Origin of the sequence: Halomonas sp. G15, assembly GCF_021282295.1 — a bacterium.
GTDB lineage: Bacteria > Pseudomonadota > Gammaproteobacteria > Pseudomonadales > Halomonadaceae > Halomonas > Halomonas alimentaria.
In genome coordinates this window covers 91,581-105,830 of sequence record NZ_JAJSPA010000008.1, presented here as the reverse complement: position 1 = coordinate 105,830, position 14,250 = coordinate 91,581, and the positions used below count along the sequence as shown (strand labels likewise).

The 14,250-nt window shown below is 68.2% G+C and carries 12 protein-coding genes; 4 read left to right on the top strand and 8 right to left on the bottom strand.

Annotation, left to right across the window (positions count from 1 at the left end):
* Window positions 1–123: 123 nt before the first annotated feature.
* The 6 genes from LWH48_RS06170 to ytfE all read right to left on the bottom strand — a co-directional run bounded on the left by LWH48_RS06170 (window position 124) and on the right by ytfE (window position 4,868).
* Entirely contained in the window at window positions 124–765 is a 642-nt protein-coding gene (locus LWH48_RS06170) for a hypothetical protein (RefSeq protein WP_232911874.1), read from the bottom strand.
* Between the two features lie 24 nt (window positions 766–789).
* Window positions 790–1,530 (bottom strand): anaerobic ribonucleoside-triphosphate reductase activating protein, encoded by a 741-nt coding sequence (locus LWH48_RS06165; RefSeq protein WP_232911873.1) that lies wholly within the window; start codon window positions 1,528–1,530, stop codon window positions 790–792.
* A gap of 5 nt (window positions 1,531–1,535) precedes the next feature.
* A complete protein-coding gene (locus tag LWH48_RS06160; RefSeq protein WP_232911872.1) occupies window positions 1,536–2,456 on the bottom strand; it encodes a U32 family peptidase in 921 nt (306 codons plus the stop codon).
* 10 nt (window positions 2,457–2,466) lie between these two features.
* Complete coding sequence (gene ubiU, locus LWH48_RS06155; RefSeq protein WP_023004293.1) at window positions 2,467–3,462, bottom strand: ubiquinone anaerobic biosynthesis protein UbiU; 996 nt, start codon at window positions 3,460–3,462, stop codon at window positions 2,467–2,469.
* Between the two features lie 68 nt (window positions 3,463–3,530).
* Window positions 3,531–4,151 (bottom strand): hemerythrin domain-containing protein, encoded by a 621-nt coding sequence (locus tag LWH48_RS06150; protein WP_232911871.1) that lies wholly within the window; start codon window positions 4,149–4,151, stop codon window positions 3,531–3,533.
* 60 nt (window positions 4,152–4,211) lie between these two features.
* Window positions 4,212–4,868: an iron-sulfur cluster repair protein YtfE gene (ytfE, locus tag LWH48_RS06145; protein ID WP_232911870.1), complete on the bottom strand. Its 657-nt coding sequence runs from the start codon at window positions 4,866–4,868 to the stop codon at window positions 4,212–4,214.
* A 165-nt stretch (window positions 4,869–5,033) separates the two neighbouring features.
* Between ytfE and norR the strand changes: the two genes are divergently transcribed.
* Window positions 5,034–6,557, top strand: a complete 1,524-nt coding sequence (norR, locus tag LWH48_RS06140; protein WP_232911869.1) for a nitric oxide reductase transcriptional regulator NorR — start codon at window positions 5,034–5,036, stop codon at window positions 6,555–6,557.
* A gap of 3 nt (window positions 6,558–6,560) precedes the next feature.
* On the opposite strand, the gene LWH48_RS06135 is transcribed toward norR, so the two are convergent.
* A complete protein-coding gene (locus tag LWH48_RS06135; protein ID WP_232911868.1) occupies window positions 6,561–7,616 on the bottom strand; it encodes a tellurite resistance/C4-dicarboxylate transporter family protein in 1,056 nt (351 codons plus the stop codon).
* Window positions 7,610–8,812: a trans-sulfuration enzyme family protein gene (locus LWH48_RS06130; protein WP_232911867.1), complete on the bottom strand. Its 1,203-nt coding sequence runs from the start codon at window positions 8,810–8,812 to the stop codon at window positions 7,610–7,612. Before LWH48_RS06130 ends, LWH48_RS06135 begins: the two co-directional genes overlap by 7 nt.
* 219 nt (window positions 8,813–9,031) lie before the next feature.
* On the opposite strand from LWH48_RS06130, the gene LWH48_RS06125 reads away from it, so the two are divergent.
* From LWH48_RS06125 to LWH48_RS06115, 3 genes are read left to right on the top strand one after another with little or no spacing between them, the layout of a single operon-like run.
* Window positions 9,032–9,649 (top strand): TetR/AcrR family transcriptional regulator, encoded by a 618-nt coding sequence (locus LWH48_RS06125; protein ID WP_232911866.1) that lies wholly within the window; start codon window positions 9,032–9,034, stop codon window positions 9,647–9,649.
* Window positions 9,646–11,049 (top strand): efflux RND transporter periplasmic adaptor subunit, encoded by a 1,404-nt coding sequence (locus tag LWH48_RS06120; RefSeq protein WP_232911865.1) that lies wholly within the window; start codon window positions 9,646–9,648, stop codon window positions 11,047–11,049. The genes LWH48_RS06125 and LWH48_RS06120 overlap by 4 nt, the downstream gene beginning before the upstream one ends.
* Window positions 11,046–14,159, top strand: a complete 3,114-nt coding sequence (locus LWH48_RS06115; protein WP_232911864.1) for an efflux RND transporter permease subunit — start codon at window positions 11,046–11,048, stop codon at window positions 14,157–14,159. Before LWH48_RS06120 ends, LWH48_RS06115 begins: the two co-directional genes overlap by 4 nt.
* Window positions 14,160–14,250: the final 91 nt, after the last annotated feature.

Sequence of the window (14,250 nt, the reverse complement as noted above, 5' to 3'; positions counted from 1 at the left end):
CAACCGCAAGACTGTTCTCGTGCAGTCAGAAGGCAACCGGCAATGGAAGGTCGGGGTAGCGCTGATCCAGCCACTACGCGACGTGTAAGGCAAGCGGAAATCGGCACGTCCTGGAATGACCGGTTACCTGGCGCTGCTCTTGAAGACATGGGCGGAGAGACAGTAGAACAGGCTGAGGGTCCAGACACAGGCATAGCCGATTAGCAGCGTGCGTAGCCAGGCCAGCTGCTTGTTCTCCAGATTGGAGAAGAGCCGGCGTAGCGTGGTACCAAACCGGCCGAGGGCGCGAATGGTGGCCCAGAGATAGCCCAGGAAGACCAGGTGGATGACGGCAGCCAGCAGGGGAGAGGTGAGTACGCTTGGATGGTCGCGACTCTGCAGGATCTGCAGCTTCACCTCGCCGGACTGCAGGTAGTATTCCACCAGGAAGATCGCCGATACGACCCAGAACAGTAGGGTGTGCAGGGCGTGCCGGGGCAGCAGGCGAAAGTCACGATACATCAGCGATTGGGCGTAGAGGTAGAGCAGGCTTGCCTGGAGCAGACCGATCAGGCTGCCCAGATAGGCCAGGTTAGGGTGCTGAATAGCCAGGCCGGTGGAATAAAGGAAAACCTCGCTCAGACTGGCCGCGAATGCCAGGACGCTGGCCGCCAGCAGGCGGTTGCTGGTCAGCCGGAACGTCTCGGGCAACAGCAGGAAGGCAGCCAGACCCAGCGACTGAATGATGCTGGTGGCCAGCAGCAGATCGACCAGCGTCAGATACATGATGGCTCGCCTTGATGTTTCGCGTCAGCCCCGCAGCTCGACGGCGTCGAAGTGGTGCCTAAGCCGCCTGACCAGGGTCTCCAGCGCCTCCCGGGGTGGGGCGTCCTCGACGGGGTCGCGGTAGGCGGGATCCAGGCAGCGCTCCAGGCGGGCGAGCTGGATGGCGTAGCGGCGCACGCCGCAGTCGGACAGGGTCATGGCCAACCGCTCGAGATCGTCGAGGCTGAAGTCGCGCCAGTGCAGCGTGGTGCGACACTCGAAGGGCACCCCGGCCTCCAGCAGCAGCGAGAGGCTCAGGGCGTGCTGGCGCCAGATGCCGGTTCGCCCACTGACGCGGTCGAAGTCGGCGCCGCGCCCCTTGGTGTCCAGGGCCACCCAGTCGAGCCGCGGCAGCAGCCGCTCCAGGCGCTCCGGGTAGGGGCCGGCGGTGTGCAGCCCCACCGCCAGGCCGAGTGACCGGCAGGCGTCGGCGGCGGCGGGCAGATCAGGATGCAGGGTGGGCTCGCCGCCGCTGAAGACCACGGCATCGAGCTCATCCAGCCGGGTGGCGAGCAGCGCCTCCATGGCCGGCCACTCCCCCGGGGCGGCGCGGCGGGCCGGCCCCATGCTGCTCGCCGTCTCGCAGTAGCCGCACGCCAGCGGACAGCCCTGCAGGTAGACCACCGCCGCCCGACGCCCCGGGAAGGCGAGGTCGTCCCGGGCGTCGAAGCCGGCAATGGGCAGACGGATCACGGCACCGGGCTCGGGGGCCAGGGGGATCACCATGGCGCTCACCCCAGGCTGGCGGCTCGGCTGTGGTCCATGCCGGGACGGCCGTGCCAGTAGCCATCGCAGATCTCGACATCGACCAGGCTGAGAGGGTCGGGGGTGGGCAACTTGCCGCGGCGGGCGGCATCGAAGGCCGCGACCACCTCCGCCATGCCCTCGGGGCGCGGGCTCAGGCGTGCCACGCCGACGCCCATCCCGGCCATGTCCGGCACCTCGTGGCGCAGGTCCTGGCAGGCCCCCGAGAGGGTCTGGATGCCGTTCAGGGTGAATACCTGCTGGGACTCCTGGGAGCGCAGGGCCAGGCCCTCCGGGTGCTTCTGGCAGACGAACTGGCAGCGGTCCTTGGGTTTCTGGTAGCGCCGCGCGGTGAAGCAGCGCGATGACCAGGCCAGCGGCAGGTGGCCGTAGGCAAACACCTCGCAGGGGGCCTCGATCCCCTGTTCGCGGCAGTCCTCCAGCAGGCGGGCGAGGTCGTCCCGAGACATCTCCACCGGCGCCTGCCAGCGCTGCATACCGGCGCGGGAGAGCACGGCAAGGGTGGCCGGGTTGTAGAGGTTCAGCGCGGCACCGGCCACGAAGGGCTGGCCCGCCGCCGAAAGGCGTTGCAGGGCGCTCTGGTCATTGGCCTCGACCAGGAACTCGTCGTTGTCGCACAGCTTGCGCAGGTCGCGCAGGTCGGCCTCAGACTCGATCAGGGTCTGGCTCGAGAGCACCACCTGCTTGCCGCTCTGGGTCAGCTCGCGGCCGATGCCAAGCCAGTCGTCGAGCTTCATGTCACGACGCCGCGAGCAGACCGACTCGCCCAGGTGGACAATCTCCACCGGCCAGTCGGCGGCCTCGCGATAGAAGTCGGCGTAGTGCTCGCGGGTCCAGTAGAAGAGTACCGGGCCGAGCGACAGCTGGAGCGTGGGGGTAGCGGACATGGGCTCTCTCCTATTTCCAGCGGCGCTCGTAGGCGCCCAAGGTGGTGGTGCTGCCTTCTGAGACCTCGCCGAGGCCGGTCATCCAGGCGGGTTCGGTATGGAAGCGGCCCGGGGCGCGCTCCAGGCGATCCAGGGCCTGGCGCCAGATGCCGGCGACCTTTGATACATAGGCCGGGCTGCGCTGGCGCCCCTCGATCTTGACGGCCGCGATGCCCAGTTCCTTGAGCTCCGGCAACAGCTCCAGGGTGTTCAGGCTGGTGGGCTCCTCGATGGCGTGGTAGGTCTCGCCGCCCACCTCGAAGCGCCCCTTGCACAGGGTGGGATAGCCGGCGTTCTCGCCCTCGCCGTAGCGGTCGATCAGCACGCCGTTGAGGCGCGACTCCAGGCCCTCCGGGGTTTCCTCCCAGCGCACATGGGCCGCCGGCGAGCAGACGCCGCGGGTGTTGGGCGATTCACCGGTGAGATACGACGACAGGTAGCAGCGCCCCTCGGCCATGATGCACAGGCTGCCGAAGGCGAATACCTCCAGCTCCACGGGGCTCTGCTTGGCCAGGTCGCGCACCTGGGTGATGGAGAGCACCCGGGGCAGCACGGCGCGCTTGATGCCGAACTGGTCGTGATAGAAGCGCAGCGCCTCGTGGCTGGTGGCCGAGCCCTGTACCGAGAGATGGCGGGCGAGGTCGGGGTGGCGGCGGGCGGCGTAGTCGAGCAGCCCCATGTCGGCCATGATCAGGGCATCGACGCCGAGGTCGGCGGCCTGGTCCACGGCGCGGGTCCACATGGCCCAGCCATCCGGCTGAGGGTAGGTGTTGATGGCGCAGAAGACCCGCTTGCCGCGGGCGTGGGCGTAGTCGATGCCCTCCCTGGCGCGCTTGTCGGTGAAGTTGAGGCCGGCGAACTGGCGGGCGTTGGTGGTGTTCTGAAAGCCGAAGTAGACGGCATCGGCCCCTTCATCCACGGCGCGCTTAAGGGCAGGCAGGTTGCCGGCGGGGCAGACGAGCTCCATGGTGAGCCTCCTGTCGTGGGAATCCCGACCATGCTAGTCGACTATCCCGCCTGGCCTTTTGACGCGGGTCATAAGGAGGCGTAGTCGGCTCTGGCGTCGCAGAGCGGACAAAAGTCGGCCTGCTCGCCGTGACCCAGACGCAGTCCCGTGCGGTGGTCAGCGATCTGCCGGTACAGCAGCTGGAAGCTGGGGCTGCCCTCGGAGGGACTGGCCAGCGAAAGAGAGGGCGCCAGCTCATCCAGTTCAGCGGCCTGCAGGCAGCGCTCGATCAGCGGGTAGATATGCCGGTTCTCGCTGTGCAGGTGATGGTGATAGAGCTCACTGAAGCCGCGAGCCAGGTTGAGTTGGCCGGGATCGAGCTCGGCCTCGGGCATCTCATTCGCCTGGCGGCGGAAGGTCGCCTCGAGCTCGTTTCCATCGCGGGTGATCCGCCGGTGCTCCTCGGAGAGCACCGCGAGCAGCTCAACGCTCTGTGCATGGCAGCCGGTGAGGCGGGCGAAGAGGGCCTCCTCCACCGGATGGTGCCACTCCTCGGGCTGGTGGGTCAGGTAGTGGCAGAGCCTGGCCAGCAGTCGATAGTCGGGGACCTCCTCGCAGGCGGCGATATGCAGCTGGCGGTCGAGGATGCAGAGCAGCGCCGCGTAGCGATGGTGGTCGGCATGCAGGCGCTCCAGAATGATGGCTTTCATGGTGGCCTCCCTGACGCACCGTCGGGCGACGGTGCGTCATGATTGGGCGCCGAACTGGATTCAGCCGGCGCGTTCGAACAGCAGGTTGTTCTCCAGATGGATGTGCTGCATCAGGTCGTCGCGGAACTCGCGCAGCCCGGTATAGAGGGCACGCCAGGTGGTGCAGGCGCCCTTGGGCGGAGTGATGTCGTCGGTCAGCGCCGCCAGCTGTTCGAGGTGTTCGCCGTGGTCGTCGTGCTCGTGGCGCATTACCGCGATGGGTCCCTGGGCCTGGGCGCCCATGCCCCGGCGCAGCATCGGAAAGAGGATCTGCTCCTCCTTCTGCATGTGGCTCTCCATCTCCTGGTAGATCGTGGTGAGCAGGTCGGCCAGGCCGTTGGGGCAGGTGTCACGCTCGCCGTGGACCTGCTCGACGCGACGCGCCATGCGCACCAGTTCGGGCAGCTGCTGACGGTGGACATCGTGGTAGCGGGTCAGGATATGGTCGATGAGCTCGTCGTTGCTGGCGGACTGCCAGTCGCGTTCGTCGCTTGCGCCGGCGGGCAGCGCCTCGAGCTCGTCGATTAGCGCCTGGGGGGCGAGGCCGACGCGCTCGGCGGCCTCGCGCAGGCTGATGCGGCCGCCGCAGCAGAAGTCGATATTGTGGTCGCGGAACACCCGGGTGGCGCCGGGCAGGGTGAGGGCGGTGCGGCCGACGGTCTGTTCGATCAGGCTCATGGCAGGAGCTCCTTGGTCGGATGATGGCAGAAAAGGGTGGTACCTCATCACAAGCAAGTGGCATGCCAGTTCCTGACGGCCTGTTTTGCCGGGTATCGAGGCCATTCTGGTGAAAAATACCCGGATCGTTTAGGGTAGATTGAACCCTTCAAGGTGAATATCACCATGCTCGACGAGACCCTGCTGGCTGACCTGGTCGCCGACCTGCCCAGCGCGGTGCGCCTGCAGCGCCTGGTGCGGACCCTGCGCGAAGGTTTTCGCTGCGGCGCCGTCTGCCTGCTGCGCCTGGAGGAGGGCGCCCTGGTTCCGCTGGCCGTAGACGGCCTGGTGCGCGAGGCGCTGGGACGGCGCTTCGAGGTGGCCCAGCATCCACGCCTGGCCACTATCCTCACCAGTCGGCGCACGACCCTCTTCCCGCCCGATGCCGACCTGCCCGATCCCTATGATGGGCTGGTGGAGCAGCAGCCCGGACAGCCGCTGCATGTCCACGACTGCATGGGTATCAGCCTGCACGTGGAGGGCGAACCCTGGGGAGCTCTGACCCTGGATGCGCTCGAAGCGGGGACCTTCGATGCCACCGACCGGGCGGCCCTGGAGCGCTATGCGCTGCTGGTCGAGGCGGCGGTGCGGGTCAGCCGCCTGGAGCGTGACCTGCGGGCCCTGCGCATGTCCCAGCAGGAGAGCGGCCTGCCGCTGGCGGCCCCCGAGGCGCGCGATATCCTCGGCCACAGTGCGGAACTCCAGCGGCTGCTGCGTGAGCTCGATGTGGTGGCCGCATCGGACCTGCCGGTGCTGCTCAGCGGCGAGACCGGGGTGGGCAAGGAGCTCTTCGCCCGCCGTCTCCATCGTCGCTCCGCCCGCCACGCCGCGCCGCTGGTGCAGGTCAACTGCGCCGCCCTGCCGGAGTCCCTGGCCGAGAGCGAGCTGTTCGGTCATGTGAAGGGGGCCTTCTCCGGCGCCATCGCCGAGCGCGCGGGGCGGTTCGAGGCCGCCGACGGTGGCACCCTGCTGCTCGACGAGGTAGGCGAGCTGTCGCTGCCGGTCCAGGCCAAGCTGTTGCGCGCCCTGCAGGAGGGCGAGGTGCAGCGCCTGGGCGAGGATGTCCCGCGGCGTGTCGACGTGCGCATCATCGCCGCCACCAACCGGCAGCTGGCCGAGGCGGTGCGCGAGGGCAGCTTTCGTGCCGACCTCTACCACCGCCTGTCGGTCTACCCGGTGGTCATCCCGCCGCTGCGCGAGCGGGGCAGTGACGTGCTGGTGCTGGCCGGCCACTTCCTGGAGATCAACCGTACCCGACTCGGCGTGCGCAGCCTGCGTCTCTCCCCCGCGGCCGAGGAGGCGCTGCTGGCCTACGCCTGGCCGGGCAACGTTCGTGAACTGGAGCATGTAATCAGCCGCGCGGCGATCAAGGCCTTGAGCCAGGGTGCACGTCGCGACGAGATCATCACCCTGGCGCCGGCCTGGCTCGACCTGCCCGTCCCCGAAGGGAAAGGGAGCCGCACCCCGCAGATGGAGTACGCCGATGAGGGTGGCGCAGCGAGCCTGCGTGAGTGCGTGGAGTGGGCCCAGCGACGGGCGATCCGTGACGCCCTGGCGGCCTGCAACGGTCGCTGGGCGGCGGCCGCTCGGCGCCTGGAGCTCGATCCCAGCAACCTGCACAAGCTGGCCAGGCGGCTGGGGCTCAAGTAGGTCTCAGGCCCGTGACGCCCGGGCCAGCCGCCAGAGATGGTGGAACATTCCCGCACTGGTGACGCCCCAGGCAAGCAGTACCAGCCAGATCAGCAGTTCGGGAATGCGCACCAGGAAGGGCGTGTCGAGAGCCGCCGAGAGGCGCAGGGTGCCGGTGGTGTACATGGCCAGCGGGAAGACCATGCTCCACAGTTGGGGCTCATAGGCGATGCGATGGCGGTGGATCAAGTGACGCCAGAGCATCAGTCCCACCAGCAGGGGAAACCACCAGCTGGCGGTGGCCCAGAAGAACACGGTGAACCCGAGCAGGAATGGCTGGAAGTCGGCGATTATCCCACCTTCGCCGGCCCGCAGGATCAGCGTCGAACCCGCGAGGGTAGCGATCGCCACCGCCCCCATGTTGATCCAGTAGGGCGGGGTCAGGTTCTCTACCGTCACCTTGAGGAAAGTGAGGCGATAGAAGATCAGGGTGATGATCGCCAGATAGAGCATGCAACCGATCAGGAACATGCACAGCGCAAAGAACAGGCGCAGGTCGGCCGGTCCTTCCCAGGGCAGCAGCGCGGTGAGAATCGATACCGAGTGGGTGCTGACCGCTGCCAGCAGCCAGGCACCGTTGATGCCTGAAGTGAGGTTGGGCTTCTCGGCACGCGTCGTCACGGCGATGAAGAACAGGTACATGATGAGGCCCCACAGCGTCAGGCCCACCCACCAGAATTCGGCGGCGATGGCGTCGCTGTCGGCTACGATATGAAACTGGGTGCCAAGGATGCAGGTCCCGGCGACGATGGTGAAGAAGCCGGGCCCGCGGGCGTGGTCGACCATGTCGCCGGCCAGGCGTTCGGGGTAGCGCACCAGGCGGATCAGGGTCAGCAACCACAGTGCAATATAAGCCAGCAGGTTGGCGCCCAGCAGTGCCCAGGATACCAGCGTCAGCCCCAGCAGATGGCAGGCGATGGAGGTGGCGCCGGTGGCCATGATCACCGCGAAGTAGCCCGGAAAGAGCTCGGCCGCGGCGCGGTCGATGATACCGGCGCCGTGCGCAAGACGCTTCAGCATCGGCCTGATTCGAGGGGAGCCAGGGCGCGTTTCAGGTCATTCAGCAGGTCTTCGACATCCTCCAGGCCGATCGATAGGCGCAACATGCTGTCGGTGATGCCGCGCCGTTGCCGCGCCTCGGCGGTGAGTTCTGCATGGGAGGTGGTACAGGGCTGAGTGACCAGGCTTTCGGCGCCACCGAGGCTGGGGGCCAGGGTGAAGAGTTCCAGTCGGTCGGCGACGCCTGTGGCGGCATCGCGCCCGCCGGTAATCTCCAGGGTGAGCATGCCGCCGAAGCCACTCATCTGGCGCTGCGCCAGGGCATGACCGGGGTGTGAGTCAAGACCGGGATAAAGAACCCGCTCGATGGCGGGGTGTTCCCGCAGCGCCTCGGCGAGGCTCTGGGCCGAAGCGTTGTGGCGTTGCATGCGCAGCGGCAGGGTACGCAGGCTGCGCGACAGCAGTGACGCCACCTGAGGAGATAGCACGCTGCCCAGATTCTGTCGCCAGCGCCACAGTGGGGCGAGCAACTCGGCCGACCCCATGACGGCACCGGCCGTGAGGTCACTGTGTCCACCCAGGTACTTGGTGGCGCTGTGTACCACCAGGTCGGCGCCTAGCGCCAGCGGCCGCTGGTTGATCGGGGTGGCGAAGGTGCCGTCCACCGCCACCAGGGCGCCGTGGCGATGGGCCTGCTCGGCCACTGCCGCGATGTCGATCAGGCGCAGTGTCGGGTTGGTCGGTGTCTCCAGATAGACCAGCCCGATGCCCGACGCCAGCAGCCTTTCCAGGGCGTCGGGGGCGTACCCCTCGAGCATGAAATGTGTCTCGATGCCCAGTTCGGGAAGCTGCTGCTCGAGCAGGCCCAGGGTGCCGCCATATACCTCGCCCAGGCAGGCGATACCGCGACGGCCGTGGCTCAGGAACAGGGTGCTGATGGCGGCCATGCCGGACGAGAAGGCCCATGCCGCCTCGGCACCCTCCAGCGCGGCCAGTGTCTCTTCAAGGGCAAATATCGTGGGGTTATGGCCATAGCGGGAGTAGAGAGGGCCTCGCCGACGTCCTTCGGCTACCTCCAGCAGGGCGGCGGTATCCGGGAAGGCGAAGGTGGTGGTGTCGTAGATCGGCATGTGGGGGCTGCCGAAGGCATCGCGTTGCTGCTGGCCATGTATGGCCAGGGTGGCGGGACCGTAGTGTGGCGATTGCGACTGGGACATGGCGGATCTCCGAACGAGCTTCCCTTAACGTTAGTCTCTTTTTTCAATCTATTCATTTATTTTCAATAAGTTATATTGTCATCCGGTTTCTTGTTGTCCGGATTTTCAGTCGCTTTCTCGGCTAACTTGATCGTGATCAGAAGTATGCTAATCACGCCTGGCAGAGAGGAGGGTTCACGCCTAGGATAGTAACCAATTACTATCTTTAGAGGCTCGAGCATGTCGCAGCGTCAGCATCTCCCCGCCGACGAGCGCCGGGAGCGCACCGTGGAGGCCGTCATCGAGCTCTGCGGCCGAGAGGAGCCCGCCACCCTGACCACCGGGCGCATCGCCCGACGCATGGGTGTCACCCAGGGGGCGCTGTTTCGCCACTTCGCCAGCAAGGAGGCCATCTGGGAGGCGGCGGTGGCCTGGGTCGCCGAACGGGTGATGGCGAGGGTCACCGCCGCCGCCGAAGGCGTCGAGGAACCCCTCCTTGCCCTGGAGGCGATGTTCCTGGCCCACGTGGCCTTCATCGCCGAGCATCCGGGGGTGCCACGGCTGCTGATGGGGCAGCTGCAGCACCCGCGGCCCACCGCTGCCGGTCGCCTGGTGCGCGAGCTGATGGAGCGCTATCGGCGGCGCCTGCTGGGCCTGCTCGAGGAGGCCGGGAGGCGCGGACAGCTGCGTCCCGGGCTCGACCTGGATGCGGCGGCGACCCAGTTCATCGGCTGCGTCCAGGGGCTGGTGCTGCAGTCGCTGATCGCCGCCGACGTGGCAGGCATCGTCGACCGGGCGCCGGCGGCCTTCGATCTCTATCGACACGGCATTCGCGCGGATGCGGAAGGTGACGCATGAGACCCTGGACACGGCGACTGGGGCGGGGCTTGGCGGTGCTGATCGGCGTCGCCGTGGGTGTGGCGCTGCTGGTCTTCTTCGTGGCCAACCGTCAGTCCCCCGAGCGCGAGGAGGAGGCGTCGGCCTCCGCCACTCCGGTCAGGTTCGTCGAGATTCGTCCCCTGGAGCTGCGCCTGGAGGCGCGCGGCCACGGCGTGGCGCGCCCCGCCGAGACCTGGCAGGCGACAGCCAGCGTGGCGGGGCGGGTCGTCGAGCGTCACCCGGAACTGGAGAGCGGCACCCTGCTCCCCGAGGGCACCCTGCTGGTGGCCCTGGATCCCAGCCGCTATGAGCTGGCCATCGCCGAGGCCGAGGCGGAGCTCGCCAGCCTGGCCGGCGAGCTGGCTCAGCTCGAGGCCGAGGAAAAGAACACCCGTCGCCTACTGGGGCTGGAGCAACAGGCACTTGCCCTGGCCGAGCAGGAGCTGACACGCATCGAGCGCCTGGCGGCCAGCGGTTCAGTCTCCAGCTCACGACGCGACGAGCAGCGCCGCAGCACCCTGGGTCAGCGTCAGGCGGTCGCCTCGCTGGAGAACAGCCTGGCACTGCTGCCCACGCGGCGCGAGGTACTCGAGGCGCAGCGCGAGCGGGCCGCGGTGCGCCTGGCCCAGGCCCGGGAGGACCTCGCCGATACGCGTTTCGAGGCTCCCTACGATCTGCGCCTGGCCGATGTCGAGGTGGAGTTGCACCAGTTCGTCGGCACCGGGCAGCGGCTTTTCCAAGCCGAGAGCCTGGCCGCTGCCGAGGTGGAGGCCCATATACCCATCGCCATGATGCGCCGCCTGCTGGCCGCAGCCATGCCGGCGGGAGCCAGCGACGCGGCCCCGGTCCTGGCCGAGGGGCTGGATCTTGCGGAGCGGCTGGACTTCCCGGCGGTGCAGGCCGACCTCTTCCTGGCTGGCGCCGAGGGCGTGGGCTGGTCGGGGACGCTGGTACGGGTGGCCAGCGGCCTGGATCCCGCCACCCGCACCGTGCGTGCCGTGGTGCGGGTCGAGCACCCCTATCGCGATGCCCGGCCGCCGGATCACCCGCCGCTGCAGCGCGACATGTACGTGCGCACGCGGCTCAGCGCGTCCAGCCCCGAGCCTCGCCTGGTGATACCGGCCAGTGCGGTGCATCAGGGTGAGGTGTGGCTGGTGGATAACGAGGGTCGCCTCGAACGGCGCGCGGTGAGCGTGGCCTTCGAGCAAGGCAACCTGGCGGTGATCACGGACGGCCTCAGGCCCGGCGAGCAGTTGGTGGTTGATGACCTGCCCGCGGCGATCGCCGGGATGGCCCTCGACCCGCGTCGCGACGAGGCCCTGGAGGCGCGAGTCGCCGAGCAGGCGCTGGGCCAGGGACATGAGGAAGCGCGACCATGATCCGCTGGTTCGCCGCCCACCCCACCGCCGCCAACCTGCTGTTGGTACTGCTGCTCGCCGCCGGCCTCTTCACCGCCCCGTCGCTCAAGCGCGAGACCTTCCCCGACTACCGCCCGGTGGAGGTGAGCGTCGAGGTGGTCTACCGCGGGGCCAGCGCCGCCGACGTGGAGGATGCCATCTGCCGCCGCCTGCATGAGGCGGTGAAGGGGGTGGAGCTCCTCGACGAGTTCATCTGTGTGGCCCAGGACAACCTGGCCAGCGCCACCGCCACCATGCAGGCTGGTGGCGATCCCCTGCGCTTTCTCGGCGAGATCGATACCGAGGTCTCCGCCATCACCGAGCTGCCGGCGCGTGCCGATCCGCCGGTGGTACGCGAGATGCATCGCAGTGACGCGGTGGCGGCGGTCGCGGTGTCGGCCGACATGCCCGCAGGCCAGCTTGAGGAGTACGCCCTGCGCCTGGAAGAGCGCATCATGGCGCTGCCCGGCGTGGCGGACGTGGCGATCCACGGCATGTCCCAGCGCCAGTGGCAGGTGGAGGTGCCCGGCGAGGTGCTCGGCCAGCACGGCCTCTCGGCCCGCGAGCTGGCGCGGCGGATCTCGGCTCAAAGCCTGGACCTGCCGCTGGGCACCCTGGAGACCCCCGAGCGCGAACTCCTGCTGCGCTTCACCGACCAGCGCCGCTCGCTTGCCGAGCTTTCGCGCCTGGTGGTGATCTCCGATCCGGCCGGCGGCGAGCTGACCCTGGGTGACATCGCCAGCCTGAGCGAGGCCGGTGAACGCGAGGAGGAGAAGCTTCGTTTCAACGGTGAACCGGCGCTGGTGCTGGAGGTGAGCAAGAGCCTGCGCGACGACTCCCTGACAGTGAAGGAGCGCCTCGAGGGGCTGATCGAGGAAGAGCGCCGCCGCTTCGATGATGGCATCACGCTGACCCTGACCCAGGACATGACCAGCATCGTGCGCGATCGCCTGCAGATGCTGGTGGGCAACGGTGTCATGGGGCTGGCACTGGTGGTGCTGGTGATGAGCCTGTTCTTCCGCCCGCGCCTGGCGCTGTGGGCGGTGCTTGGGCTGCCCGCGGCCTTCATGGGGGCCTTCCTGGTCATGGGGCTTGCCGGTCTCTCGCTGAACATGATCACCCTGGTGGCGCTGCTGATGGCCATCGGTATCGTCATGGACGACGCCATCGTGATCACCGACAACATCGCCGCCCACGCCGGTGAGAGCGCCACACCACTGGAGGCGGTGGTGGCGGGGACTCGACAGGTACTGCCCGGGGTGCTCTCGTCGTTCCTGACCACTGCTGCGGTGTTCGTGCCGCTCTCCTTCCTGGCCGGCGAGCTGGGGGCGGTGCTGGAGGTGCTGCCGGTGGTGCTGATCGCCGCGCTGGCGGCGAGCCTTGTCGAGGCATTCTGGATCCTGCCACACCATCTCAAGGGAAGTCTCAAGGGCAGCGTGGCGCACCTGCAGCAGGGCCATGATTCCCGTTTTCGCACCACCTTCGACCGCGGCTTCGAGCGCTTCCGTGAAGGCGTGGGGCGGCTGGCCGATCGGGCGATCCGCTTCCGCCATCTGGTGCTGGGGGCGGTGCTGGCCGTGATGCTGGCCTCCGTCGGTTTCATGGCCGGTGGCCATGTCGGCAGCGAGGCGATGCCCGACATCGACGGCGATGTGCTCGAGGCGCGCATCCTGATGCCCCAGGGCACACCACTCGAGCGCACCGAGGCGGTGGCCGAGCGCATCGAGACGGCGATGCGCGAGCTCGATGAACGCCATTCGCCCGGGCAGCCGGAGGGCGCGGCGCTGGTCGAGGCGATCCAGGTGCGCTTCAACCACAACCTCAGCGCCCGGGAGGCGGGGCCCCATGTGGCCACGGTCAGTGTCGACCTGCTCACCGCCGAGCGGCGCACCATGACCCTGGATGCGCTGACCGCCGAGTGGCGGGAAGCGATCGGTGACATCCCGGGGGTGCAGCGCCTGATCATCCAGGAACCGGGGTTCGGCCCCGCCGGGGTGCCCGTGGAGGTGCGCCTGGCGGGTGAGGACCTCGCGGCCATGAAGGCGGCGGCACGGGAGCTTGCCACGCGCCTCGAGGGCTATTCGGCGGTCTACAACGTCATGGATGACCAGCGCCTGGGCAAGCCCCAGCGCGCCTACTCGCTGGCCTCGGGCGCCCATGGCCTGGGGCTCAGCGCCGAGGAGGTGGCGAGCCAGCTGCGTGCCGGCCTGCTCGGCGAGATCGCCGATACCCAGCGCATCGGCGAGCAGGAGATCGAGGTGCTGGTGCGTCAGGCCGAGGCCGACCGCGACGGTCTCGATGACCTGGCCGACCAGACCCTGCTGCTCCCCGACGGCAGCCGGGTGCCGCTCTCGGTGGTGACCGAGGTGGCCGAACGCCGCGACTGGGCGCGCATCACCCGCATCGACGGGCGGCGCACCGTCACCGTCGAGGCCAACGTGGACGCCCGCCAGGCCAGTGGCCAGGCCATCGTCGACGACCTCGTCGGCAGCGGCTGGCTGGCCGACTTCGAGGCGCGCCATCCCGAGGTGGCGGTCACCTTCGAGGGGCAGGTGGCCAGCTCCGCCGAGACCGGCGGCTCCATCGCCCGCGGCCTGCTGATCGGCCTGGTAGGGATCTTCGTGATTCTCTCCTTCCAGTTCCGCAGCTATGTGGAGCCGCTGATCGTCATGCTCTCGATCCCGCTGGCCTTTATCGGCGCCATCTGGGGGCACGTGATCATGGGCTACTACCTCTCGATGCCCTCGCTGATCGGCGCCGCCTCGCTGGCCGGCATCGTGGTCAACAACGCGATCCTGCTGATCCACTTCATCAAGACGCACCGCGAGCGAGGCATGGACGCGGCGGCCGCCGCGGGGCAGGCCAGCCGCGACCGGCTGCGGGCCATCCTGATCTCCTCCACCACCACCATCGCAGGCCTCGCGCCGCTGCTGGCCGAGACCAGCAGTCAGGCGGATGCCATCAAGCCGCTGGTCATCGCCGTGGTGTTCGGCCTGCTCAGCTCCACCCTGCTGGTGCTGCTGGTGATCCCGGCACTCTATGTGCTGTTCGACGACTGGGGCTGGACCCGCAGGTCGGAGAGTGGGACGTAATGCAGCGTGCCGTAGTGGTCCCGAGGTCACGCCCTTGACGGCAGCGGCATCGGGGCTAGCCTGAAAGATGTATTCACAATAAATCTTTTAG

Excerpts from the sequence above, each read along its gene's own strand:
- LWH48_RS06150 (WP_232911871.1), bottom strand. The coding sequence starts at position 4,151 with ATGAAAGCCATCATTCTGGAGCGCCTGCATGCCGACCACCATCGCTAC.
- LWH48_RS06120 (WP_232911865.1), top strand. The coding sequence starts at position 9,646 with ATGAGACCCTGGACACGGCGACTGGGGCGGGGCTTGGCGGTGCTGATC.
- LWH48_RS06165 (WP_232911873.1), bottom strand. The coding sequence starts at position 1,530 with ATGGTGATCCCCCTGGCCCCCGAGCCCGGTGCCGTGATCCGTCTGCCC.
- LWH48_RS06115 (WP_232911864.1), top strand. The coding sequence starts at position 11,046 with ATGATCCGCTGGTTCGCCGCCCACCCCACCGCCGCCAACCTGCTGTTG.
- LWH48_RS06125 (WP_232911866.1), top strand. The coding sequence starts at position 9,032 with ATGTCGCAGCGTCAGCATCTCCCCGCCGACGAGCGCCGGGAGCGCACC.
- LWH48_RS06170 (WP_232911874.1), bottom strand. The coding sequence starts at position 765 with ATGTATCTGACGCTGGTCGATCTGCTGCTGGCCACCAGCATCATTCAG.
- LWH48_RS06135 (WP_232911868.1), bottom strand. The coding sequence starts at position 7,616 with ATGCTGAAGCGTCTTGCGCACGGCGCCGGTATCATCGACCGCGCCGCG.
- ubiU (WP_023004293.1), bottom strand. The coding sequence starts at position 3,462 with ATGGAGCTCGTCTGCCCCGCCGGCAACCTGCCTGCCCTTAAGCGCGCC.
- LWH48_RS06160 (WP_232911872.1), bottom strand. The coding sequence starts at position 2,456 with ATGTCCGCTACCCCCACGCTCCAGCTGTCGCTCGGCCCGGTACTCTTC.
- ytfE (WP_232911870.1), bottom strand. The coding sequence starts at position 4,868 with ATGAGCCTGATCGAACAGACCGTCGGCCGCACCGCCCTCACCCTGCCC.
- LWH48_RS06130 (WP_232911867.1), bottom strand. The coding sequence starts at position 8,812 with ATGTCCCAGTCGCAATCGCCACACTACGGTCCCGCCACCCTGGCCATA.
- norR (WP_232911869.1), top strand. The coding sequence starts at position 5,034 with ATGCTCGACGAGACCCTGCTGGCTGACCTGGTCGCCGACCTGCCCAGC.